This window comes from Nannocystis bainbridge (assembly GCF_028368995.1).
GTDB lineage: Bacteria > Myxococcota_A > Polyangia > Nannocystales > Nannocystaceae > Nannocystis > Nannocystis bainbridge.
On the sequence record NZ_JAQNDL010000003.1, the window covers coordinates 1,404,614 to 1,426,178 of the forward strand.

17 protein-coding genes are annotated in these 21,565 nt (G+C 71.4%); 9 read left to right on the top strand and 8 right to left on the bottom strand.

The window, feature by feature from the left end:
* The first annotated feature begins 181 nt into the window (after positions 1 to 181).
* Complete coding sequence (locus POL25_RS30825; RefSeq protein ID WP_272089844.1) at positions 182 to 1,273, top strand: vWA domain-containing protein; 1,092 nt, start codon at positions 182 to 184, stop codon at positions 1,271 to 1,273.
* Positions 1,274 to 1,388: 115 nt separating this feature from the next.
* Here the strand turns inward: POL25_RS30825 and POL25_RS30830 are convergent, their stop codons facing one another.
* A complete protein-coding gene (locus POL25_RS30830) occupies positions 1,389 to 1,535 on the bottom strand; it encodes a hypothetical protein (protein WP_272089845.1) in 147 nt (48 codons plus the stop codon).
* Positions 1,536 to 1,750: 215 nt separating this feature from the next.
* Here POL25_RS30830 and POL25_RS30835 point away from each other — a divergent pair, with 215 nt between their 5' ends.
* The 3 genes from POL25_RS30835 (at position 1,751) to POL25_RS30845 (ending at position 4,862) form a co-directional block, all read left to right on the top strand.
* The gene (locus tag POL25_RS30835) at positions 1,751 to 3,361 is read left to right on the top strand and encodes a phytoene desaturase family protein (protein WP_272089846.1); all 1,611 of its coding nucleotides are present in this window, start codon (positions 1,751 to 1,753) and stop codon (positions 3,359 to 3,361) included.
* A gap of 5 nt (positions 3,362 to 3,366) precedes the next feature.
* Positions 3,367 to 4,257 carry a M15 family metallopeptidase gene (locus POL25_RS30840; RefSeq protein ID WP_272089847.1) on the top strand — a complete coding sequence of 297 codons (891 nt, stop codon included), beginning with the start codon at positions 3,367 to 3,369 and terminating at the stop codon, positions 4,255 to 4,257.
* A gap of 179 nt (positions 4,258 to 4,436) precedes the next feature.
* A complete protein-coding gene (locus tag POL25_RS30845; protein ID WP_272089848.1) occupies positions 4,437 to 4,862 on the top strand; it encodes a hypothetical protein in 426 nt (141 codons plus the stop codon).
* 51 nt (positions 4,863 to 4,913) lie between these two features.
* On the opposite strand, the gene POL25_RS30850 is transcribed toward POL25_RS30845, so the two are convergent.
* From POL25_RS30850 to POL25_RS30865, 4 genes are all read right to left on the bottom strand, one after another.
* A complete protein-coding gene (locus POL25_RS30850; protein WP_272089849.1) occupies positions 4,914 to 6,104 on the bottom strand; it encodes a DUF4328 domain-containing protein in 1,191 nt (396 codons plus the stop codon).
* 8 nt (positions 6,105 to 6,112) lie between these two features.
* Complete coding sequence (locus POL25_RS30855) at positions 6,113 to 7,426, bottom strand: hypothetical protein (RefSeq protein WP_272089850.1); 1,314 nt, start codon at positions 7,424 to 7,426, stop codon at positions 6,113 to 6,115.
* A gap of 65 nt (positions 7,427 to 7,491) precedes the next feature.
* On the bottom strand, positions 7,492 to 9,225 hold the full coding sequence (locus POL25_RS30860; protein WP_272089851.1) for a GDSL-type esterase/lipase family protein: 1,734 nt from the start codon (positions 9,223 to 9,225) through the stop codon (positions 7,492 to 7,494).
* A 13-nt stretch (positions 9,226 to 9,238) separates the two neighbouring features.
* Complete coding sequence (locus POL25_RS30865; protein WP_272089852.1) at positions 9,239 to 10,891, bottom strand: MBOAT family O-acyltransferase; 1,653 nt, start codon at positions 10,889 to 10,891, stop codon at positions 9,239 to 9,241.
* 655 nt (positions 10,892 to 11,546) lie between these two features.
* On the opposite strand from POL25_RS30865, the gene POL25_RS30870 reads away from it, so the two are divergent.
* On the top strand, positions 11,547 to 12,707 hold the full coding sequence (locus POL25_RS30870; protein ID WP_272089853.1) for a hypothetical protein: 1,161 nt from the start codon (positions 11,547 to 11,549) through the stop codon (positions 12,705 to 12,707).
* Between the two features lie 102 nt (positions 12,708 to 12,809).
* On the opposite strand, the gene POL25_RS30875 is transcribed toward POL25_RS30870, so the two are convergent.
* Positions 12,810 to 13,172, bottom strand: coding sequence for a hypothetical protein (locus tag POL25_RS30875; protein WP_272089854.1), 363 nt, complete (start codon positions 13,170 to 13,172; stop codon positions 12,810 to 12,812).
* 285 nt (positions 13,173 to 13,457) lie between these two features.
* Positions 13,458 to 14,066, bottom strand: coding sequence for a DUF4142 domain-containing protein (locus tag POL25_RS30880; protein WP_272089855.1), 609 nt, complete (start codon positions 14,064 to 14,066; stop codon positions 13,458 to 13,460).
* A gap of 621 nt (positions 14,067 to 14,687) precedes the next feature.
* Between POL25_RS30880 and POL25_RS30885 the strand changes: the two genes are divergently transcribed.
* A complete protein-coding gene (locus POL25_RS30885; protein WP_272089856.1) occupies positions 14,688 to 15,320 on the top strand; it encodes a hypothetical protein in 633 nt (210 codons plus the stop codon).
* Positions 15,321 to 15,440: 120 nt separating this feature from the next.
* On the opposite strand, the gene POL25_RS30890 is transcribed toward POL25_RS30885, so the two are convergent.
* The gene (locus tag POL25_RS30890) at positions 15,441 to 16,526 is read right to left on the bottom strand and encodes a hypothetical protein (protein ID WP_272089857.1); all 1,086 of its coding nucleotides are present in this window, start codon (positions 16,524 to 16,526) and stop codon (positions 15,441 to 15,443) included.
* Between the two features lie 452 nt (positions 16,527 to 16,978).
* On the opposite strand from POL25_RS30890, the gene POL25_RS30895 reads away from it, so the two are divergent.
* Genes POL25_RS30895 through POL25_RS30905 form a run of 3 tightly spaced genes read left to right on the top strand, consistent with a single transcriptional unit; the run spans position 16,979 to position 21,502 of the window.
* Positions 16,979 to 18,475, top strand: coding sequence for a CoA-acylating methylmalonate-semialdehyde dehydrogenase (locus tag POL25_RS30895; protein ID WP_272089858.1), 1,497 nt, complete (start codon positions 16,979 to 16,981; stop codon positions 18,473 to 18,475).
* A 5-nt stretch (positions 18,476 to 18,480) separates the two neighbouring features.
* Complete coding sequence (locus tag POL25_RS30900; protein WP_272089859.1) at positions 18,481 to 19,842, top strand: aminotransferase class III-fold pyridoxal phosphate-dependent enzyme; 1,362 nt, start codon at positions 18,481 to 18,483, stop codon at positions 19,840 to 19,842.
* A 10-nt stretch (positions 19,843 to 19,852) separates the two neighbouring features.
* Positions 19,853 to 21,502 carry an efflux RND transporter permease subunit gene (locus POL25_RS30905; protein WP_272089860.1) on the top strand — a complete coding sequence of 550 codons (1,650 nt, stop codon included), beginning with the start codon at positions 19,853 to 19,855 and terminating at the stop codon, positions 21,500 to 21,502.
* Positions 21,503 to 21,565: the final 63 nt, after the last annotated feature.

The window sequence follows — 21,565 nt, forward strand, 5'->3', positions numbered from 1 at the left end:
TGCGCGCACGCCTGCGGGCTCTACGCGGCTTCGCGGCCGTCAATCTCGCGCGCGGGCCCAAGGACCCCGGCCGAGGTCGAGGAAAACGGCAGGGGCAATCCGGCTAGCGCCTCGCGTCGACCTCACTATGCTTGCACCAATGCTTGCGCGAATTAGCATTTCAGGCGGGACAATGTGGGCAATGGTCGCGGCGCTGGCTGGCTGCGGCGGCGTCGGGGCGACCTCCGGGACCGACACCGGCACCGGCAGCACCACCGACATTCCCGGGATCACGAGCGTCACCAGCACCACCGAGACCGGCCCGACCACCACCGCCGGTACGACCACCGACGACGCCGTCAAGTTCGACATCGGCGGCCCCGGCACTGACACCGACAACGACACCAGCGTCTGTGCCGACGCCGACATCAAGTTCGAGCCGCAGATCCCCACCGTCCTGCTGCTCATCGATCAGTCCGGCAGCATGACCACCCAGTTCGGCGACACCGACCGCTGGGAGGCCGTCTACAACGCCTTGCTCGACGAGCAGGACGGCCTCGTGCCCCAGCTCGAGGGCCAGGTCCGCTTCGGCATGGCGCTCTACACCAGCTTCGAGGGCGACCAGGGCGGCCGCGAGTGTCCCGTCATCACCGAGACCGCGCCCGCGCTCGACAACTACCAGGCCATCGCCGCCACCTGGGACGCCAGCCAGCCCGAGGACGAGACCCCGACCGGCGAATCGATCGCCGCCGTCACGCCGACGCTCGTCATGGATCCCACCGAGGGCAACAAGATCATCGTGCTCGCCACCGACGGCGAGCCCGACACCTGCGCCGAGCCCAACCCGCAGAACGGCCAGGACGAGTCGGTCGACGCCGCCGCCGCCGCCTTCGCCCAGGGCGTGCGCACCTACGTGATCAGCGTCGGCAACGAGGTCAGCGACCAGCACCTGCAGGACGTCGCCAACGCCGGCGTCGGCGTCGGCGACGGCGACCCCGACGCCCCCTTCTACAAGGCCGACGACGCCCAGGCCCTCGCGGACGCGTTCGCCGACATCGTCGACGGCGTCCGCGACTGCAAGCTCAACCTCGACGGCACCGTCTCCGAGGGCGGCGAGGATCAGTGCACCGTCTACGTCAACGGCGAGGTCGTGCCCTTCGGCGACGACGACGGCTGGCAGCTCAACAACCCCGGCGAGGTCGAGCTCGTCGGCGACGCCTGCGACGCCATCCAAAACGGCGAGGTCCAGGTCTCGATCAAGTGCGCCTGCGGCGTGGTCGTCCCGGTCGGCTGAGCGAGGACCTTCGTCTCGCCATCAAAGCACTCTCGGCCGCGGGGACACCGGTCCCCGGCCGAACGAGTCCTCGAGCTGCCTCCGGTGTGAGACCCTCGCCCGCGCACCTCGGCGCTCACCGGGGTGCCACGAAGTCCTTGAGCGTCACGCGGCGCTCCTCGCGGCCGCGGTGGAGCTTCGTCGAGCGCTGGGCCCGGTCGCTGATCGCACCGTAGAGCCCGAAGGCAACGAACAGCAGGAGCAACAGGACAAGCGGGGTCATCGCGTGCGCCCTCCTCTTGTCTCGAGCGTGGGACCGATCGACCGCTCGCGCCCCCGAAATCGCGACGACGCTCCTCCAGACCCCGCTGTTCGCCTGCCCACCGTCGCGTCTGCCGGCCCCGCCCCGCCCGCCGCGGCGCGCCCCGCCGGCGGCCTCTGCTGCAGTTTCGCCTCGCTCCGTCTTGGCGGCCGCCGCGCGCTGTATGCTGAGCACGCATGTCTGACCGCCCTGTGCGTCACCCCTGGTCGAAGCACCTCCCGTCCGGCTTCGCCGCGCCTGCTCTTTGGGACAGCATCGTCATCGGCTCCGGCATGGGCGGCATGACCTGCGCCGCCATGCTCGCCGCGCTCGGCCAGCGCGTCCTCGTGCTCGAGCAGCACTACGTCCCCGGCGGCTTCACGCACAGCTTCAAGCGCGGCAAGTATCACTGGGACGTCGGCGTGCACGCCGTCGGCGAGGTCACCGAGCGCAGCATGCCCGGGCGGCTGCTCGCCGGGCTCACCGGGCGGCGGCTGCAGTGGGCCTCGCTGGGCCCGGTCTACGACGCCTTCGTGTTCCCCGACGGCCTCCAGCTCGGCTTCCCCGACAACCCCCAGGCCTTCCGCGCCCTGCTCCACGACACCTTCCCCGACGGCCACACCGCCATCGACGCCTACTTCGCGCGCGTCCGCGAGGTCTCGGCGGCCATGCGCTCCTACTACCTCGCCCGCCTCGCCCCGCCCTCTGCACATGTCCTCACGGACATGTTCACGAAGACAGCCCGCCGCGCCTTCGGCGAGACCGCCAAGCACGCCCTCGACCGCCTCACCGACGACACCCGCCTCAAGACCGTGCTCGCCGCCCAGTGGGGCTATCACGGCGCCACCCCGAGCCGCGCCTCGCTGGCGATCCAGGCCCTCGTCACCAAGCATTTCCAGTGGGGCGGCTACTATCCGGTCGGCGGCTCGTCCACGATCGCCCAGGAGCTGCTGCAGACCGTCGCCGACGCCGGCGGCTACACGCGGATCTCCGCCGACGTCGCCCAGATCGTGCTCGAGAACGGCGCGGCAGTCGGGGTGCGCATGCGCGACGGCGAGGAGATCCGCGCACGCCGGGTGATCAGCGCGGCAGGGGTGTCGTCGACGGTGCAGCGGCTGCTCCCGCGCGAGGTCGCCGACACGCGCTGGGCCGCCAGCGTGCGCGCGCTGCCGCCGGCGCCGGCCCACGTCTGCCTGTACCTCGGCTTCAAGGGCGACATCCGCTCGGCCGGCGCGGGTGCCTACAATCAATGGTACTATGATACGTGGGACACCGAGCTCGACGCCTGGGACATCGCCGACCCCGAGCGCATCGCCGACGCCCCCGTGCTCTACTGCAGCTTCCCCTCGCTCAAGGACCCCGCCTACGACCCCGGCCCCGAGCAGCGCCACACCGGCGAGGTCGTCACATTCGTCCCCTGGGACCGCTTCTCCGGCTGGCTCGGCACCCGCTGGAAGCGCCGCGGCGACGACTACGATTCTTTTAAAAAGGTCCTGCAGGATCGGCTGCTCGAGCAGTTCCTCAAGAAACTCCCCGGGCTGCGATCGATGGTCGACCACGTCGAGCTCTCGACCCCGCTGTCGACCGACACCTTCGTGCGACCGATGGGCGGCTCGATCTACGGCATCCTCCCGACCCCCGAGCGGTTCGCCAACCCGTACCTGCGACCGCGCAGCAAGATCGCCGGGCTCTTCTTCGCCGGCAGCGAGGTGGCCACCGTCGGGGTCATCGGCGCGATGATGGGCGGGGCCCTCGCCGCCGCCGCCGTCGACCCGGTCGGCGCCGCCCGCATGCTCCGCGGCCTCTGATCCGCATGCGCCCGGCCTCCGCCCGCCTCGGCCTGCTCGTCCTGGTGATGGCCTGTGCGCCAGAGCCGGCGCCGCCCGCTGCGGGCACACATGTCCCAGGGGACAGGTCCGAGAAGCTTCCTCACGCCCGCGGACCTGTCCCCGACGACATATCATCTGTCCCTAGAGACAGCCACGTCACCCCGCCGACGACGCTCGCACGCAACCCCGGAGACGCCCCACCCGAGGCGACCGAAGAATCACCCGCTCCGCCCGCCGCTCACTCTGGACCTGTCCCCGGGGACATATCATCACACCCCGAGGCCGCCCCGCCCCTCCTCACGATCGCCCCGCCGCCGGGTCTCCTCGACCTGCGCCGCGAGCTGCCCGGCGCCTGCTTCGAGGTCCGCTACGCCACCGCCGACAACTTCACCGGCGCCGTCCTCCCCGGCTACGACACCCCGGGCGCCTGGCTACGCCCTCGTCCGGCCCGGGCCCTCGCCCGCGTCCAGGCCGCGCTCGCCGGCGACGGCCTCACCCTGCTCGTCCACGACGCGTATCGCCCCGTGCGGGCCAGCCTCGCCATGGTCGCCTGGGCCGAGCGCAGCGGCAGGCGGCAGCTCGTCGACGACGGCTACATCGCCCGGCGCTCCGGTCACAACCGCGGCGACACCGTCGACCTCACCCTCGCGCGCGCGGGCACCTGCGAGCCGCTCGACATGGGCACCGCCTGGGACCACTTCGGACCCGACAGCCGCTATTCGCGGGCCGACGGCGACGCCCTCGCACATCGCCGACGACTGCGCCGCGCCATGCAAGCAGCAGGCTTCACCCCGTACGACCAGGAATGGTGGCACTTCACCTTCCGCGACCCGGACGCCGCCCCGCTCGACATCCCCTACGCCGCGGCCCCCTGAGCTCTCGTCCCATGCCGCAGCGCTGCCCGATCTCCGCCAAAACCTCACCGCCCATCCTTCCCTACCTCCACGCGATCCACGAAGAACCGCGTTCCCACGGCTCCTCCGCGCCACGCTCTGCCTTGGCCGCGGTTTGACAGCCACCGCCCGCGCTGGGAGCATCGCCGCCGGAGGTACGAATGCGCCCACTGCTGTCTGTTTCCCTGCCCGCGCTCGCGCTCGCGGGCGTCGCCCTCACCGCCACCGAGGCCCACGCCAAGGGCCTCGTCCTTATCACCACCGGCGAGAGCGTCCTGCATTATGACGACCTCACCGGCGAGGCCAAGGCCTTCGCCGCCGAGACCACCGGCCACGAGGTCCAGGTCGGCTATCTCTACAGTCACTTCGGCGTGTTCTGGCTCGACCTGTGGACCTGGGACGGCAAGTACTGTCTCTACCAGGGCGACAACGTGTGGGAGCTGACCCCGGACGACGCCGCCGGCCTGCTCGGCGTCAAGGTCGACGAGCTCGGCAAGCCGCTGCTCTACCACGCCCCGCTGGGTCTCCTGATCTTGCTCGGCCTCGGCGTCGGCCTCGGCCTGTTCTACCGCTTCAGCCGCGATTGATCGTACCACCCGGGCTCGCCGCACCGCCGGCGAGCCCGCCTGCGATCCCGGTCAGAGCTTGGCCCGGATCGATCGCACCAGGTGCCACAAGATGGCGTAGGCCGCGAGCGTGACGGCGAGCCCGCCGATGCCCGAGCTCAGGTGGATGTAGATGTCGCCGAGCGGATCCGGCAGCGAGAAGCCGCCGCCCGTCGGGAACGACACGTGCCACGCCCCGCCGTCGACGCGAGTCAGCTGCGCCTTCATCCCGCGCACGATCTCGTTCGTCATCTGCAGCAGCCACCCCAGCCACCACACCAGCACCAGCAGACCCGCGCCGGTGCCGACCACCGCCTTGTGGGCCCCGCGGACCACCAGCGGCGGCATGAAGAAGTTGAGCCCCGGGACCAGCCAGCCGGCCACCGCCATGCCCGGGCCGAACGGCGTGCCCAGGCGATTCGCGGCGTACACCCGATACAGGAACACCAGCAGCGCGACGCCGATCACCAGCGAGAGCAGCGTGTAGAGCGGCCCGACCACCTGCCACAGGCGAAAGCCCAGCGCCGGCACCGTGTACGCCAGCGCGAACATCACCAGCGGCAGACCGAAGCGCACCAGCAGCAGCAGCTCGAGCAGCCCGCCGTGCTTCGGCCCCTTCTTCTCGGGCGGGCGCCGGATCGTCGACCGCCCCACGCCCGAGCGCCCCGTCCCCGTCGCCATGAACGCCGCCGCCGTCACCGGCTCGAGGCTGCCCTCGAGGCCTGCCAGCGAGACCTCGAGGATCTTCTCGAGCTGGGCCTTGAACGCCGGCAGGTCGAGGCCCTCGTGGAACCCGTAGTTGCTGCGGCTGCCGTCGGGCCGCGTCTCGGCCAGCACGGCCTCCTTCACGTGCACCGTGCCGGTGCCGAGATCGGCGCAGCGCTCGTAGAAGAACACGCTCGGCTCCCCGGCCTTGCGCACCAGCGCCAGGAACATCGCCTCGTTGGCATTGAGCGCCGGCGGCATCGAGATCACCACGACCTCGACGGCGCCCGACTTCACGTGACCGACGACGTCGAGCTTCGCCATCTCGCGCCCACCCGGGGCCAGGCCGACGTGGGGCAGCGCCTCGACCATCCCCTTGCCCGACTCGGTCCACAGGAAGAACAGGAACGCCTCGCGCTTCGGCCCCGTCAGCTCCTCGAACATGCGGTCAGGCGCGCGGAACGTCTCCGCGGGGATGACTTTCTTGGCGAACGACAAGTGATGCTGGCGTGCGGACATGAGAGCTCTCAGGGCTGGGCGATGGCGGCGAGGGCCGCAGAAAAGTCTTCACGGCAGATCGAGTGGAACTCGAGCGGCCCGAGGCTGGCGCCGACCTCGAGCATGCGCACCGGCGGACGGGCGGTCATCGGATAATCGGGATCTATCGCGTTCGGCAGCACGCAACCAGGGCCGATGCCGAACAGATCCTGGACCTCGGGATCGGGGTCGTCCTCGAACACCAGCGCCGCGTCACCGGACTCGAAGCCTGGCGGCACCCCGGCGATCGCCAGCAGCCGCACCCGCGCCCCGCCGGTCTTGCTCGCCTGAATGTCGGCCAGAAAATTCGAGTAGCGCGCCACCGGCCACAGCACCGCCGCGTCGGGATCCTTGGTGGGCGCACCATCGATGTCATGGTCAGCCGCAGGGCACGCCGAGTACGTCGGCCCGGCGCCCACGCAATCGACCCCCGCGTTGAAGCACACCGCGCTGGTCCCGTCCGGTCGCTCGGGGTCCTCCCAGAAGGTCTTGTTGGTGGTGAAGATCTCGCCGAATCTCGGGTTGGCGCTGCAATCGACCTCGTCGGTCACGATCACCACCACCAGGTCGGCCTCCGGCCGCAAAAACCCGTACTCCGGCTCGTTCGCGTCCATCGACCGCGCCAGCGCCAGGTACATGCTCTCGAGCTGCGACTCGAACCCGCAGCCGTTCACCCCCCGCGGCAGCGCACACCGCAGCGCCTGCACCAGGCTCAGGCCCGCGTCCGCGAGGTTGGTGACGCCGCCGGTGCGCTCGAACCACGGCCGCACCGCCGGCTCGTCGTCGAGCGCCGTCGGCGTCGGCGCGATGCCGATCGACGCGACCTCACAGATGTCGGCGCACGCGTACGCATAATCGTCCATGTTGAACGAGAACTCGCCGTCCTCGATCCTCTCGAGGCAGCTCCGCGTCGCCATCGCCCCGCGCTCCGGCGTCGTCTGGGCCTCCGGGCAGCGCGGATTGCCGACGTCGGTGGTGGTGATGCCGATCCGCAGGTCGCGCTCCGTGTCGAGCAACGCGTCGATGTTCTTGGCCAGCAGCGCCTGCTCGTCGGCCATCGACCCGGTGTTGTCGATCACGAACAGCACGTCGATCGGATTGGTCCCCGACGGTCCGCCGGTCGGCGTGTCCTCGGTCGTCGTGCCCGCCGTCGGCTCGTCACCCGAGTCGTCGGGCTCGCCCGAGGGCCCGTACGACGGATCGTTCGTCGGCCCGGCGCTGACCGTCAGCTCGTCGAGGATGCTGCCCTTGCCGCCGCAGCCGGCCAGCGCCAGCGCGACGCACCACGTCACTCTCGTTCGCACGCCGGGACTCTACCAAGCTTCGCGCAGCTCGAAGGCGCGAAACCGCGCCCTCGCTCGCATCGCCGTCATTGCCCCGTCAGCGCCTTGACCGGCGTTCCGGCGATGCGCTGGCGATATTCGGCGTAGCCCTGCATCAGCGACCGGTACAGCAGGGCGCCCACCACCTTGTGCCCGTGATGCGTCAGGTGTGAAAGATCGCCGGCGCCGAGGGCCGGCGACGAGCGGACCCACCGGCCCATCGAGCCTGCCCCGCCCATCGCCTCGTACGTGTCGAAGAAGGCGCAGCCCTCCGCCTGGGCCACCTCGCGCTGGGCCTGGACCAGCTTCGTCACGATCGGCCGCGTCACGATCTTGCCCGAGCCGTCGCGTTCGCCGTGATCGAGCGGCGCCATCACCAGGCACGGCAGCGTCGGGTCGGCCTTGCGGAACAGCTGGATCACCGCCGCGTACTCGGCCTTGTACTTCTCCATCGTCCCCTGCGTGTTCATGTCGTTGCCGCCGAACATGAGCACCAGCAGGTCTGGGTCGCGGCGGGCGATCTGGCGCTGCAGGTGGTCCGCGTCGAAGTTGAGGATCCGGCGGGTCAGCGCGCCGATCTGGCTCATCTCGTCGTAGACCACCCCGGGCCCCGAGCGCTCCATCGCCACCCCGTACGCGCGCACCTTGCCGCCGCCGGCCGCGCGGACCGACAGCGTGTGTTCGCCGTCGTCGGTCTCGATCACGTGCCAGCGGTCCTCGAGCTGCTCGGCCGCCGTCTCGAGCTCGACCGGCTCCTGCTCGTCGAGCTTCAGCCGCAGCTTGCCGCCCTTCGGCATGCCTGCGTACCACACCTCGTAGCGGGCCACCTTGCGGCCCATCGGCCCCTTCTGCGCCGTCGACAGCCGGATCTCCGCCCCGCCGGCCGACTCGAAGGTCGTCCCGCCGACCCCGTAATAGCCGTCCTTCTTGCAGTCGAAGATGATGAAGCAATGTTGCCACGGGCTGCGCTCGTCGAAGCGCACCCCTTGATGGCGGTAGCTCGCGTTGGGCTGGCCGAGCAGGTGGAACCCGTGGCCGGCGTCGCCGAAGCGGGCCTGCAGCTTGCTGCGGATCGCCCCCGTGATCCCGTCGTTGCCGATCGCCGAATCACCGTAGTGCATCGCCCGCGTGATCGCCCCCGGCAGGCCGAGGTGTGTGCGAGTCAGCGCCGCGTAGAAGCGGTCGAGCGCCTCGGGCCGCTCGAGCGGCATCTCGACCGGCGTCGCGTCTTCGGGGTCGACGGCCAGCGGCGGCACCTTCTCGTCCTCCTCGACCGGCGCCGCGCGGACCTCGACCTCTTTGAACTCCTCGACCTCCGCCTTCTCCGCCTCCGCGCGCGCGACCGCCACCGCCTCCTTGACCTCCGCGTCGGCGACCTCGGCCTTCTGGCCCATCCCCAGCAGCTCGCGGCCGATCAGGTTCCAGAACGGCACATAGCGGTACTGGCCCGTGTCCGCCTCGGTCTCGAGCGTCCACGGCCGCACCAGGTGCAGGCACTGCAGCGGCGCCGCACCGCCGACCTCGGCCTCCGCCGCCACGCAGCTCGTCAGCGCCGCCGCCACCTCGGTCCCCGGCGACGTCGCCACCGTCGGCGCCGGCACCACGTAGGTCGCGCCCATCGCCAGCGCCACCCCGAACATCGCCCCGATCACCTTGCGGAACGTGCCCGGCGGATAGCTGACGCCGGCCTCGTCGTCGCGCATCAGGTCGACCGCGACCTTGCGCTCCTCGCCGTCGAGCAGCCCCTCGTGTTCGTCCGCCGCCATGGCCCTGCTGGTCATCGGTCGTCGTCTCTCAGAACTGGAAGTAGATGTTGGCCCGCGGCCCGCTCGAAAGCAGCATGTAGATCAGCAGGGCCAGCAGCGCCAGCAGCAGCCCGATCACCGGCCCCGGCAGGCGGCGGAACGCCGCGTACGTCTGGCGGTCGACCAGGCCCTTCGGCGTCAGCAGGTGGTAGCCGAGCCCGAACAGCAGCGCCGCCCACACCGCCGGCGTGATGAGCCCGTCGCGGATCCCGTGGGCGTCGAAGCGCAGCAGCCCGGCGATCATCTTGCGCGAGGTGTCGAGGTCGTCGGCGCGGAAGAACACCCGCGACAGCACCGTGAAGTGGAACGTCAGCAGCACGTGCAGCGCCGTGTTCCACGCCGTCCCCGTCTCCGGCAGGCGGGCCACGATCAGGAACATCAGCACCGCGAAGCCGCCCAGCCCCAGGCTCTCCGTCTGGCCCAGCTGCAGCGTCGTCGACGACAGCCCGTACACCGCCGCGAACAGGATCAGCAGCCCCGTCACCCACATCGCCCGCGTCTTCGCCGTCCCCGCCCCGCGCTTGCGCAGCCGGTTCCAGCGGTTGAACACCATCGCCAGCGCGTGGATGTTCGAATACAGGATGAAGTTCCAGCTGGCCCCGTGCCACATGCCGACCAGGAACATGGTCAGCCACAGGTTGAAGTACACCCGCCCCGGCGAGCCCTTGCTGCCGCCGAGCGGGAAGAACACGTAGTCGCGCAGCCAGGTCGACAGCGTCATGTGCCAGCGGCGCCAGAACTCGCCGAGGTTCCTGGCCTGGTACGGGCGCTCGAAGTTCTCCGGCAGCACGAACCCGAGCATCAGCGCCACGCCGATCGCGATGTCCGTGTAGCCGCTGAAGTCGGCGTAGAGCTGCAGCGTGAACGCGTACAGCGCCAGCAGGATCTCGAGCGACGTGTAGTTCTCGGGCGCGTTGAAGATCGCGTCGGTGAACTGCGCCGCGATCCAGTCGCCGAGGATCGCCTTCTTGGCCACCCCGATCACCACGCGGTACATCCCGCGCGTCATCGCCTCGGCCGACAGCTGCGGCGGCCGGTGCAGCTGCGGCAGGAACTCGTGCGCGCGCACGATCGGCCCCGCCACCAGCTGCGGGAAGAACACCACGAACAGCGCGAACTTGCGGAAGTTCGGCTCCGGCGTCAGCCGCCCGCGCCACACGTCGATCGTGTAGCTCAGCGTCTGGAACGTATAGAAGCTGATCCCGATCGGCAGCAGCAGCTCGAGGTGCGGCACCACCACCGCCATCCCCAGCGCGTTCGCCACGTCGCTGAAGATCCCGAGGAAGAAGTTGGTGTACTTGAAGTAGCCGAGCAGCCCGAGGTTGCCGACCAGGCTGACGCCGAGCCAGAAGTTGCGCGTGCGGCTCGCCGCCGCCTTCGCCTGCCGGTCCTTGCCTTCGAAGGCCTCGCGCTGGCGCCAGATCTGGTGCGAGCACACGTAGTCGAGCACCGTCGACAGCAGCAGCAGCCCGACGAAGTACCACGGCGGCTGCAGCGGCTCCGTCTCGGGCCCTGCCATGTAGAAGAAGTAGCTGGCCGCGATGAGGAACAGCACCCGCATCACCGGCACATGCGACAGCCCCCACGAGATCAGCAGCACGGGGACGATGAAGAGCAGGAAGTCGAAGCTGACGAAGAGCATCGGTTGCCGGCGACGTCGGGCGCTCACGCTACCCGCGCTGCCCGAGAACGCGAAACTTTCCCCTTAAACTTCCGTACCCCCGTAGCTCACGCTACAAGGGCAATCCGGGGCTTTTTGCGCTTCGTGTCCAGGCCGTTTCCAGACGGCGGCGGGGGCGGCTCGGCCATGGCGGTGCTCACGTCCACCGCCATCCCCGCCATCTTCATCCTGCCCGCGTGGAGGTAGCCCCGCGCGACGGTCCCCTCGCCGGTGTGCCGGACGAGGTGCTGCAGGCCCGCAGAGGCAGATGCTGCTCGGCCAGGTGGGCCCACCTGGAGTGATGGATCCGGCGGAGGCCGAATCACGCGTGACCGTCCGGCCAGGGTACCGGTCATCACCGTGGGTGCTCCCAGGCTCAGGTTCGCGCCTGGTGCGCCGAGGGAGAACCCACATCGTGTCCAGCCCTCCCGCCTTGAGCGCCTGCAGCGCCCGATCTTCTGGCCGACCTTCAAGGCGAGACCGGGTTGTCCGTGGCGCGGCGATCCGATTGCGCCCGAACCTGTCCATGCCGCCCATCCTCGACCTCGACGCGCGCCCGAATTCGCCGTGCATGGCCTCCAGGCCCTGATTTGGGCCTGGTTGCCTCCGAGCCGCGCGTCTGGGTAGCGTGCGACCGATGACGCGGACCACCGCCCCCCAGGCCGTCGCCACCGCGCTGGCGCTCGCAGGATGTTCGGCCGGCGAGCAGCGGCGCGAGGTCGACGCGGCGCCGGCGAAGATCGATGGCCGCCAGGCGGCGCGACAGGGCGACCTGCTGTCCGGGTCGTGGGCGCCGTTACCGGGGCGGATCGTCGACATCGCGGCGACCGACGACATGCTGTTCCTCGCCGACGTCCCCGAGGCCGGGCACCCGATGCGCGTCCACGCCGGGCGCTGGCGCGACGGGCAATGGCGGTGGGAGCAGCCGTGGAGCGTGCCCTGGCCGCCGACAGTCCCGGCAGGCCACGATCTCACGGGCTCCGGCGCGTGGCTCGGCGTCGCGGCGACCTCCGGAGGCGCGCACGTCTCGCTGACCCGCGTCGAGTATCAGGGCGGCTCGCACGGCATCGCCGTGGCCACGCTGGTCGACGGTGCGTGGACGAACACGACGGAGCTCGAGAGCCCGACCGACGCCGACATCGCCTTCGGTCGGCCGGCCCTGCGCCGCGGCGACGTGCTGCTGACCGCCGACGGCCACGATCGCCTGTGGCACTACACGCGTGCGAACGACGACTGGCAGGGGCAGCCGATCGCCCTGCCTGCGGGCAGCACGCTGATGCTCGAGCCGGCGATGGACCTGTCCGCGGACGCGGCCGATCTCGCGGTCGCCTATCAAGACGCCGCCGACAAACCAGCGCTCGCGCTCTACCGTCGCGGGCCCGCCGGCGGCTACGCGCTCGCCGGCACGCGGGCGCTCCCCGGCCCGGTCACCGCGCTGGCGTTCGCCGGAGCGGAGCTGTTCCTCGGGTTCCAGCGGCCGACCCCCGACGGCGCCGTCGTGTGGGCGCTGCCGGCTGCCCTGCCCGATCCGCTGGTCCCGGCGCGTCGCCTCGAGTTGCCCGCGCCGGCCGATCCGAAGCACGAGCACCTCTCCGACGGCGACGTCTCGCCCGACTGGGTCCTGGCGCTGCAGCTCGACGCCGCGTGGGTCCGCGACGCCGCGGCCGCAGGTCCGCTGCGTCGCCTCGACCTCCCGCCCGCGAAGGACGGCAAGCTGCGCCGGCCCGCTGGAGCGCTCATGGGCTCGGTCGCGGTGCTGCTCGTCGACGGTCGACTCGGGTCCTTCGCGCTCGAGTGAGAAACGGTCTTCCAGACAGCATGTCCCTCGGGACATGTCACCCCGAACGCGAGCGGGCAGCCACCTCGCGGCGACTGCCCCTTGCGAGCGCTCACGCGCGCCTCACTCCGGCTTCTTGCCGCCGTGCTTGGCCACCACCGCCGCGATCAGCGTCTTGCCCGGCTCCTCGGCGCACGACTTGAAGATCCGGTAGCCCATCGCCGAGCGGTTCTTGTCGTAGCACTCGAGCACGTCCTTGTGCTTCTCCTCGAGCTTCTGCGCCTGGCACTCGGCGGCCACCTCCGACTTCAGCGTCTTCATGATCTCGGGCGAATCGCCGGTCTCCTTGGCCTCGAGGAGGACGATGCCCGCCAGCGGACCGGCCGCCTTGGCACACAGAGAGTCGTCGGCGCCGCCCGAGCAGGCGGAGGTGACGGAAGCCGCGACGAACAGCGCGGCCAGCGAGAGCTTGAACGACAGGGTCATGACATTCTCCTGGGGGTGAAGAGGGCGCGACGCCGCAAGGGTCGCAGCCGCGCCGAGCATCGCACGATCGCCGCGGCCGCGCCCACGACCCCGATCGCAGGGTTTTTCGCGGCGGCCGGGCTCTGCCGCCGCTCGCGTCTCGCCGCCGGACGACCTCGCGTGCATCGGCAACGATGTTCCGCTGGCGGTCCGTCCTCGTTGTCGGACGTCGCGGATCACCTCGTCACGCCCGGCGACGCCGACCGCAGCCACCCGGACAACCCCTCGTCCGCGCTCGACCTGCCGTCACTGCCCGCCGCCGCGGACCAGCGCCGATTCGCCTGACCGCGTCGACCCGGCCAGCGCCGCGCGCAGGGCCTCGGCCGCCGCCAGATCGGCGGCTGCCTGCTCGACCACCGTCACCAGCTCCGCGCGCAGCCCTGGTGCCTGCGCGTACGGTCGCGCCTCGTTGTTGACTGCCCCGATCCCCAGCATCAGCGCCTCGATCTGTCCCTTGAGCCAGATCTCGTCGAACCCGGCCCCGCGGGGCTCGGCCGGCAGCTCTGCCAGCGCCCGCCGGGCCGCGAAGCGCAGCCCGTCGCTCGTATCACCGCCGCTCGCTCGCAGCCCCGTCTGCACGCTCAACGCTCGCAGCCGCCGCTGCCCCGCCGCCGCGTGGCGCGTGATCGTCTCGGCCAGCGCTCGCACCTCGCGGCTCGTCCCGCGCGTACGCCCCGGCGCGGCCGCCTCGCGGCTCACCGCGTGGATGGTCGCCAGCACCCCCAGCAATTCGTCGTCGGACGCCGGCGGGCTCGGCAGCGCCGCGGGCGGGAGCGTCGGCGGGGTTGCGGCCCCGGCTGGAGCTCCGCCAAGCACGACCATCGCTCCCACGATCAGAAATTTGAAGATCGCCATGCCACGAGCGTGACCCGGGTCTCGCGCCCCAACGTGGCTCCCTCGCGCTCCCCGGGGCCTCCCTCCTCGCGCCCGCGCCAGCGCGCGCCGGACCCCGCGTGCGCGGCCGCCACCCGCCGGGCCCGGTCTCTCTTCATATGTCCTTCACGACATGTCGTCCATGACATGTCATGCGAGCGACCTACGCGACATCTCGGCAGTCCGCGAGCGCTCGCCACCATCGTCGAGGTCGCGGCCACCGAGCCCGCACCGGCCTCAAGCGGACCCGAGCAGTCGATGATCGCCCTTGCGACACCGCATGCGAGCGAGCGCCTGTGACCGCCGTCGAATCGCGGCGCCCGGGTCCGCGCCACCGCAAGCAGGCCGCCCGGCCGACGCCGACATCCGCATGACCGCCCTCTTGCCGCCGAACGGCGAGAACTGACAGTCGCCGCGACATGAAAAAAACCACGCCGACCCCCGCACCGCTGACGACCGCTCAGACCACCTGTCCATTCGGACACATTATCTGCTTCCCCGCCCGTCGGCCCCGCGATTCGCAGCTTCATCCTTCGCCGCCCCGCCCCTCGCCCCCGGAACCGCGACTTGTTCGCCCGTGCTCGCCGTGTCACCTTCCGCCGCATGCGATTACCCCGATTCGCCTGCGCCCTGAGCCTGGTCCTGTTCGCCTGCGGGGGCGACAGCGACACCAGTGCCACCGACACCACCGGCGTCACCGAGGCCAGCGGCACCGACGGCACCACCGGCACCGACGGCACCACCGGCACCGACCCCACCGAGGCGCCCGGCACCGACACCGACGGCGAGCCGCTCGCCCCCGAGTGCGCCTGCCTCGCCGACGAGGCCAGCTGTGGCGCCGAGCTGTGCCCTGGCGTCGGCCTCGACTGCGAGGAGCCCGCCTGCGATCCCGCCCACCCCGTCAACGACGAGGCCGCCCTGCAGTGCACCCTCGAGGCTCTGCGTGACCGCGAAGCCGGCAAGGTCTCCTGGTTCGTGCGCGAGAGCCTCGGCCAGTACGCGTACGGCACCACCATCTACGTCCAGGCCGACGGCAGCGCGATCGTCACCCGCTCCGGCGGCGCTGACCTTTGCAGCTACTGGGGCCCCGACACCCGCCACGCCCTCGCCGAGCCCACCTACTTCGACGATTGCCTGGCCCTGCCGACCGGCCGCGAGCGCTTCGACTGCCTCGTGGAGGGCCTGGGCGAGGAGCTGCAGGTCTGCGTCCCCGAGGCGCAGAGCTGCGAGAGCTAGCGATCTCGCGGCGCCTCGTCTCCCCGAGGCGCGCGCGTGCCATGACCTTCAAGACATGTCCCCAAGATCATCCACGCACGCCTGGCATGATCTTCGAGACATGTCTTAAAGTTCACCTCGTCACTGCGGGATCAGGCAAGCGCACGCGTCCTTGTCCCCGTCGTCCGGCGCGTAGTCGAAGCAGGTCGCGTCGTAGGCCTCGCACAGCCACGCGTGGCCGTTGCCGCACAGGGTCAGGACCGCGTCCGGCAGCATCGGCGCCCCGCCCAGCAGCGGCGCCTCGCCCAGGCCCAGCTTGGTCGCCGGGGCCACCACTCCGCCGAGCGGATCGATGATCGCCGCGCGGGCGTCCGGGGCGGTGCTCATCACCAAAAAATTCTCGCTGCCGGCGATCAGCGCGATCCCGTCGAAGCCGGTCAGGCCGACCTGCCCGGGCATGTCGACGCGGCGGACCTCGCTGAGCCCGTCGCGTGACAGCACCACCAGCTCGTTCGTCCCGTAGCTGGCGATATAGAGGTTGTCGTCGAGGCCGAGCGCCAGCCCGGCGCAGACGCTCATGCCGAACCCGAGCTGCTGCGGCGGCTCGAGCGGCGCCAGCGTCACCGGGTCGACCTCGTTGAGCACGCAGCTCTGGTTGATGAGCAGCCCGCGCTGCAGCTTCGCATCGTACGTCGCCCCGTCGAGCTGCGGCAGCGCCTCGGCCGGCACGTCGAACACCTCGCCCTTCGGCGTGCCGTCGGTGCTGAAGCGGCGCGCCTTGCCGCTGAACGACATGATCATGACCTCGTCCGCGTCGCCGTTGTAGAACGACGCCTGCAGCACCTTGTCGGGCAGCCCGGTGTCGAACTTCTTGACGTAGGTGAACGCCACCGTGTCGGTCACCGCTTGCGGGTCGCAGAAGTTCGGCTCGGTGGTGCTCGTCGCCGGCTCGGTGGTGCTCGTCGAGCTCGTCGTCGTCGTCGAGGTCACCGCCGAGGTCCCCGTCGGCACCTCGCCGGTCGAGGTCGTCGAGTCGCTCGTGCCGGTTCCGGTCGCCTCGCCGGTGGTCGAGCTCGAAGTCGGCGGTTCGGCCGTCGTGCTCGCCGTGTTGCTGGTCGTCGACGCCGTCGTCGTCGCCGAGGCGCCGCCGCTGTCCGGGCGACCTTCGTCGCTGCACGCCGCGAGGGCGCAGGAGGTGAGCACGAAGACCAGCGATCGCACGAACATGGCCGACCATAGCCCAGCCCCACCGAGCCCGGGGCTCGATCGCGCGCGACCGCGAAGCACCGCGCCTCATGCAAACCCCGTCGTCGCGGCGCGTGAGCCCCGGACACCGCCCGCTCGACGCTCGCGCAGACGGTCGCGCGGCGAAATCAACCTGTCCCGAAGACCATCTCCATCCTCCTCGATCTGCATCCCCGCGAGAATCATCGCGCCGACGCACTCGCCGCAGACCCCGACTGCCGAACCCCGCCTCGCCGGTCCCCGCGCCGCCGCCCCCGCCGGCAGTTTTCCCCCGCTCCGCCGCCCCCGCCCCGCAGAATTTCCGCCGCCGGCTCGCCGCTCTGCCGCCCCGCCCCGCCGATTGCCGCGCAGATCCTCGTTTCGCGCCCCGCCTCGCCGCCGGGCCCCCTTCCGCCGCGCCGTCGCCTGCGATATCCCTCGGCTTGAGCCGCGCCATGACGAACGACCTGCGCTTCCCCGCCCGCAGCTACGACTTTACGCCCTACGTCCCGTGCAACAACTGGATCGGCGGCGAGTTTACCCCCGCCGCCGCCGGCGACAGCTTGCCGATCGACAACCCGCGCCACGGCAAGACCTTCGGCCACGTCGCCATGTCCGGCGCCGCCGACGTCGCCCGCGCCGTCGAGGCCGCCAAGGCCGCCTTCCCCGGCTGGCGCGACACCCCGCTCAAGGAGCGGGTCCAGGTCCTGTTCCGCCTCAAGGCCCTGCTCGAGCGCGACCTCGAGGAGCTCGCCTGGCTCGTCTCGCACGAGAACGGCAAGGTCATCGCCGAGGCGCGGGCCGACGTGCTCAAGGGCATCGAGTGCCTCGAGTACGGCATCAGCCTGCAGAACATGGTCGCCGGCGAGCAGCTCGACGTCAGCCGCGGCATCAACTGCAGCATCACCTACGAGCCGCTCGGCGTGTGCGCCGGCATCGTCCCGTTCAACTTCCCGATCATGGTCCCGCTGTGGATGCTGCCGCAGGCGCTCGTGTCCGGGAACACCTTCATCCTCAAGCCGTCCGAGGTCGTCCCCTACGGCGCGATGAAGCTCGCCCAGCTGCTCCAAGAGGCAGGTCTGCCCGCCGGCGTGTTCAACACCGTCAACGGCGGCCAGCCCGCCGTCGAGGCCATCGCCGACCATCCTGACATCAAGGCCGTCGGCTTCGTCGGCAGCACCCGCGTCGCCAAGGCCGTCTACTCGCGCAGCGCCGCCGCCGGCAAGCGGGCCCTGTGCCTCGGCGGGGCCAAGAACCACTTGCTCGTCGTGCCCGACGCCGACCTCGAGCTGACCAGCACCACCGTCGTCGCCTCCGCCTACGGCTGCGCCGGCCAGCGCTGCATGGCCGCCTCGCTGATGATCGCCGTCGGCGACGTCGATCCGATCGTCGACGCCATCGTCGCCCACGCCAAGAAGCTGCGCCTCGGCGAGGACATGGGCCCCGTCATCCACGGCGGCGCCGTCGAGCGCATCACCCACTACATCGCCGACGCCGAGCGGCGCGGGGCCAAGATCCTGCTCGACGGCCGCGGCGCCAGGGGCCCCGGCGGCGTCGGCCACTGGGTCGGCCCGACGATCCTCGACCACGTCAGCCCCGACATGCCGGCCGGCTGCGAGGAGATCTTCGGCCCCGTCCTCTCCATCATCCGCGCCCGCACCGTCGACGAGGCGATCGCCATCGAGAACGCCAGCACCTACGGCAACGCCGCCTCGATCTTCACCCAGAACGGCGCCGTCGCCCGCTACTGCATCGAGCGCTTCGAGGCCGGCATGTGCGGCGTCAACATCGGCGTGCCCGTCCCGCGCGAGCCGTTCTCGTTCGGCGGCTGGAACCAGTCGCTGTTCGGCGCCGGCGACCTGACCGGCTGGGACGGCCTGCGCTTCTGGACCCGCGCGCGCAAGCTGACCACCCGCTGGCAGCTCAGCAAGGACGCCACCTGGATGTCCTGAGGGACATGTCCGAGCAGCCCTCCGAGCCCCCGAGGATCTCCGCCATGGACAGCCGCACCATCGTCGAACTCTGCAAGCAACACACCATGTGGTCGTGGTCGAAGAGCGGCCCGCTGCAGCCGCTCGCGTTCGAGCGGGCCGAGGGCGTGTACCTCTACACCCCCGAGGGCAAGCGCTACCTCGACTTCAACAGCCAGCTCATGAGCGTCAACATCGGCCACAGCCACCCCAAGGTGCTGGCGCGGATGAAGGACGCCATCGACGGCCACATGCTGTTCGCCGCCCCGAGCGCCGCCACCCCCGTGCGCGCGCGCCTGGGCCAGCGCCTGGCCGAGCTCGTGCCCGGCGACATCAACTCGTTCTTCTTCACCCTCGGCGGCGCCGAGGCCAACGAGAACGCGATCAAGGCCGCCCGCCTCTACACCGGCCGCCACAAGATCCTCAGCCGCTACCGCAGCTACCACGGGGCCACCCACGCCGCCATGCAGATGACGGGCGACCCGCGCCGCTGGGCCAACGAGCCCGGCGCGTCCGGCTTCGTCCGCGTCATGGACCCGATCCCCTACGACTTCAGCTTCGGCAACACTGACGCCGAGCGCACCGCGAATCACCTGCGCTACCTCGAGGAGATCATCCAGTACGAGGGCCCGCACACGATCGCGGCGATGTTCGTCGAGACCGTCATCGGCACCAACGGCATCCAGCCGCCGCCCGAGGGCTGGCTGGCCGGCCTGCGCGCCCTGCTCGACAAGTACGGCATCCTCCTCGTGTGCGACGAGGTCATGTGCGGCTTCGGTCGCACCGGCAAGCTGTTCGCCTTCGAGCACTTCGGCGCCCAGCCCGACATCCTCACCATGGCCAAGGGCCTCACGTCCTCGTACGTCCCGCTCGGGGCCATGGGCGTGACCGACAAGATCGCCGCCCACTTCCGCGACAACGTGTTCTGGGGCGGCCTCACCTACAACGCCCACCCGTTCTGCCTCGCCGTCGCCGAGGCCGTGCTCGACGTCATGCTCGAGGAGGACATGGTCGGCAACGCCGCCCGCATGCAGCACGTCATGCTCGCCGAGATGGCCGCCCTCAAGGCCAGGCACCCGAGCGTCCGCGACTTCCGGGCCATCGGCCTGTTCGGCGCCATCGAGCTGCAGAAAGACCGCCAGGGCACCCGCATGGCCCCCTACAACGGCTCGCACCCGGCCATCGACCGCATGATGGCCTTCTTCAAGCAAGAGGGCCTGTTCACCATCTCGCACTGGTGGACCCTGATGTGCAACCCGCCGCTCTCGATCACCGAGGCCGAGCTGCGCGAGGGCTTCGCCATCATCGACCGCGGCCTCGCCATCACCGACGAGGCCGTCGAAGGCTGACCGTATGGACATGGCGCGAAGGCCCTGTCGCTTCGACCATGTCCTCCAGGCCATCCTGATCCTCTCCGCCTGCACCGCCCCGCCCCCGGCCCCGACGTCCGAGCCCGCGCCGTCCGCCCCGCCGGTCCAGGTCCGCGTCGAGGTCGTCACCCCTGGCGGCGGCGCCTCCGAGCTCGACGCCGAAGTCGCCCAGCCGATCGAGGCCGCGCTCGCCCGCCTGCCGGCGGTCCGGCGGCTCCACACCCGCAGCGACACCGGCCGCGTCGAGGTCGTCGCCACCCTCACCCACGCCGGCGCGATCGAGGCCGTGCGCGACGCCGTCACCGGCGTCCTCCCGTCCTTGCCGCCCGCCGCCGAGGCCCCGGCGCTCACCCGCCTCGACGGCGTCGTGCCGGCGCTGGCGCTCGTCACCCGCCCCGAGCACGCCGGCGCCGTTCAGAGCGCGCTCGAGCGGACCGCGGGCGTCGGCCGCGTCGAACTCTGCGGCGTCGGCGAGCCTCGCACCGCCGTCCTCCTCGATCGCACCCGCCTCGCCGGCGTCCCGCTCGACGCGCTCGTCGCCGCCGTCACCGCCGCCCTCGCCGACGACGACCCGGCCGCGTTGGAGCGCCTCGCCAGCCGACCGATCGCCGGCGCCCTGCAGCTCCGCGACGTCGCCGCGCTGCAGGACGGCCCGCGTCCGCCCGCGTGCCGGGCCTACGGCGCCCGCGGCCCCGTCGCCCTCGTGCTCGCCGCCACCCAGCCCGGCGCCGATCCATCTGACGTCGCCGCCCGCGCTCGCCCGCACGCCGTCGACCTCGTCTCGCCCACCGCCGATCTCTTCGCCGACCCCGTCCCGGCCGGGGGCGCCGAGCTGGCCGTCCTCACCGCCGAGCTGCGGCCGCGCGACGACCTCGGCAGCGCGCTCGCCGGCTGTCTCGCCGCCGTCCCCGACCTGCCCGCGTGGGCCCTCACCGTCGCCGCGCCCGACCCGGCCGGGCCGCTCGCGCGGGTCCGCCTGCTGGCCGGCGTCACCACGACCTTCCCCATCGAACATGTCCGGAGGGCCCTGTCCAAATGCGCAGGTGATTCACGGGTCGCCGTGGTCGCCCCGCGGCTCGCCGCCGACCACGCCGTGAGCCTGGCCGTGCAGGGCGCCGATCCCGGGCTGCGCGCCGACGTGGCCCATCGCCTCGGCGAGCGCATCGCCGGCTTGCCCGGCCTCACCGGCCTGCGGGTCCGCGCGCCCGGCCCCGCCTCGCAGACCGTCGAGCTGCGCCGCGACGTCCTGGCCGCCCGCGGCGTCCCGCTCACCGCCGCCGTCGCCGTCGTCCGCCTCGCCCTCGGACCCGTCACCCTCCATCCTCCGTTCGTGGGCCGCGGCTCCCGGCTCCCGGTCGACATCGACCTGGTCGATCGAACAGGTCCCATCGACCCGCTGGTGCGCGAGCTTTACGTCGGCGCGCCGACCGGCCCGGTCCCGCTCGCCGACCTGGTCCAGATGCAGGCCTCCGCGGGCGGCCCGCTCGAGCGAATCGATCGCCAGCCCACCGCCTCCGTCGAGGTCCGCCTGCGCCGCGCCGCCGACGGAGACGCAGTCCGCCGCGCCGTCAAGCACTTCGAGCTCCCGCCGGGCGTCGCCGTCGTCGAGGGCGGCGAGCTGGCGGAATTCGGCCCCTGAGGCGTGGTCACACGCGTGTGCCTTCTTGTGCGGCCGGCGCTCGCTGGTCAAGCTGCTCGAGCC